Below are 2,303 nucleotides of genomic sequence, written 5' to 3' on the forward strand. Positions count from 1 at the left end.
TGCAGGGGGCGGTCTCGCCCTCCGGCAGCAGGATCTTCAGCAGGGTGCCGTCCTCTTCGCACTCCACGTCGTTGGTCAGCTTATCCGTTGCAACAGAGAACAGAATGTCCCCCTTCTTGACAGCGTCGCCCTCTTTATATTTCCACTCTTCAATGGTGCCCTCGGTCATCGTCAGGCCGAGCTTGGGCATCAATACTTCAGTTGCCATACTTGAAAATCTCCTTTTCAACAGGCATTAAAACATGCCCTTGATGCCCTTTACCAGGTCCTCCGGAACCACTTTCACCATCTTCTCCAGGGTGGGAGCGAAGGGGATCGGGCAGAAGGGAGCGCCGTACCGCAGGATGGGGGCATCCAGATACTCCATGGCCTCCTCCGCGACGGTGGCGGAGATCTCCGCGCCGAAGCCGCCCTGCTTGACAGCCTCGTGGACGATGCAGAGGCGGTGGGTCTTCTTCACACTGTTCAGCACGGTCTCCTTATCCCAGGGAGACAGGGTGATCAGGTCGATGACTTCGGCCTCAATGCCCTCCTTGGCCAGCAGGTCCGCAGCGCCGCGGGCATTCTTCATGCCGATGGAGTAGGACACGATGGTCACATCCTTACCCTCACGCTCCACGCGGGCCTTGCCCAGGGTGTAAGGCTCCTCCTCGCCGATCTCGGGCACTTCGCCTTTCTCCTTGTACAGGATCTTGTTCTCGAAGTACAGCACGGGGTCGTCGCACTCGATGGCGGCCTTCAGCACCATCTTGGCGTCATAGGGATTGGAGGGCGCCACAACCTTGATGCCGGGGATGTGGGCGAACCAGGACTCCACGCACTGGGAATGCTGTGCAGCGCCGCCGCCGGCAGAACCGTCGGGCGCACGCAGGACCAGGGGCACCTTGGCCTGGCCGCCGAACATGTAGCGGACCTTTGCCATCTGGTTGAAGATCTCGTCCATGGGCACGCCGATGAAGTCGGCGAAGTGCATGTCCACCACGGGACGGGCGCCGGCCAGAGCCGCGCCTACGCCGCCGCCGATGATAAAGGTCTCGGAAATGGGGGTATCAATGATCCGGCCGGGGAACTGCTGGGGCAGGCCCTTGAACTGACCGAAGATACCGCCCTGACGGGCCAGGTCCTCGCCCATTGCGAATACAGTGGGGTCTTTCGCCATCGTCTCGGCCATGGCCTCTTGAGTGGCCTGAGAAAAAGTGATCTTACGCATCGTATTTGTCCTCCTTCGCCTTAGTCATCCACGTAGACGTACTTCATGTACTCGGACGCATCGGCGTACTCGCTCTGCATGGCGTACTCCTTGGCGTCTTTGATCTTCTGCTCACACTTGGCATCGATGGCGTCGCACTCCTCGGCGGTCATCAGCTTCAGCTTGGCGGCCTTGGCGCGGAACATCTTCAGAGGATCGGTGTCGTGATAGATCTTCTGGGTCTCGGCGTGGTCACGATACAGTTCAGGGTCGCCCACGAAGTGGCCCTCAATGCGGTAGGTCTTGGCCTCGATGAACGTGGGGCCTTCGCCGGCACGGGCACGGGCAACAGCCTCCTTGGCGGCCTCATACACAGCAAAGACATCCTGGCCGTCCACGATCACACCGGGCACATGATAACCCGCCGCGCGGTCGGAGATGTTCTCCACATTGCAGGTGGTGCGGTAAGGCGTGGTGGAAGCCCAGCAGTTCATCTCATTGACGAAGATCACGGGCAGCTTCCAGGCGGAAGCGACGTTCATGGCCTCGTGGAAAGTGCCGCGGTTGGAGGCACCGTCACCGAAGAACACCACGGAAACCCGGTCGTTCTTCAGGATCATCTTGCTGGCCAGGGCAGCGCCGGTGGCCAGGTTGTAGCCGCCGCCCACGACGCCGTTGGCGCCCAGCATACCCACAGAGAAGTCGGCAATGTGCATGGAGCCGCCGCGGCCCTGGCACAGGCCGGTCTTCTTGCCGAAGATCTCAGCCATCATGCGGTTCACATCCGCGCCCTTGGCCACACAGTGGCCGTGGCCGCGGTGAGTGGACTCGATCATATCGTCCTTCCGCAGAGCGGAGCACACACCAGTGGCGATGGCCTCCTCACCGATGTACAGGTGCACGAAGCCGGGAATCTCACCATTCAGGAAGTCGTGCTTCACGCTCTCCTCAAACTTGCGGATGGTGCACATGGTCTCATAAAAGTGCTCCGCCAGTTCCTTGGTGTATTTTGCTGCCTTTGTTGCTGCCATAGGAAAAACTCCCTTCTGCCGACTATCCTGTAGGCACTCTTTGAAATTTGCTGGGACAGATGCGCAGGGCGGTGAAATCTTCA

3 protein-coding genes are annotated in these 2,303 nt (G+C 60.1%); all 3 read right to left on the reverse strand.

Annotated elements, in window-relative coordinates; translation table 11 throughout:
- The coding region (locus QVE23_RS05470) for a biotin/lipoyl-containing protein (RefSeq protein WP_287967720.1) at nt 1-208 on the reverse strand (208 nt) is incomplete at its 3' end.
- A gap of 27 nt (nt 209-235) precedes the next feature.
- Nucleotides 236-1,210, reverse strand: a complete 975-nt coding sequence (locus QVE23_RS05475) for an alpha-ketoacid dehydrogenase subunit beta (protein ID WP_021749712.1) — start codon at nt 1,208-1,210, stop codon at nt 236-238.
- A 20-nt stretch (nt 1,211-1,230) separates the two neighbouring features.
- Nucleotides 1,231-2,220: a thiamine pyrophosphate-dependent dehydrogenase E1 component subunit alpha gene (locus QVE23_RS05480; RefSeq protein ID WP_021749711.1), complete on the reverse strand. Its 990-nt coding sequence runs from the start codon at nt 2,218-2,220 to the stop codon at nt 1,231-1,233.
- Nucleotides 2,221-2,303 lie beyond the last annotated feature (83 nt).

This window comes from Oscillibacter sp. KLE 1728, assembly GCF_934833455.1.
GTDB classification, from domain to species: Bacteria; Bacillota; Clostridia; order Oscillospirales; family Oscillospiraceae; genus Oscillibacter; species Oscillibacter welbionis.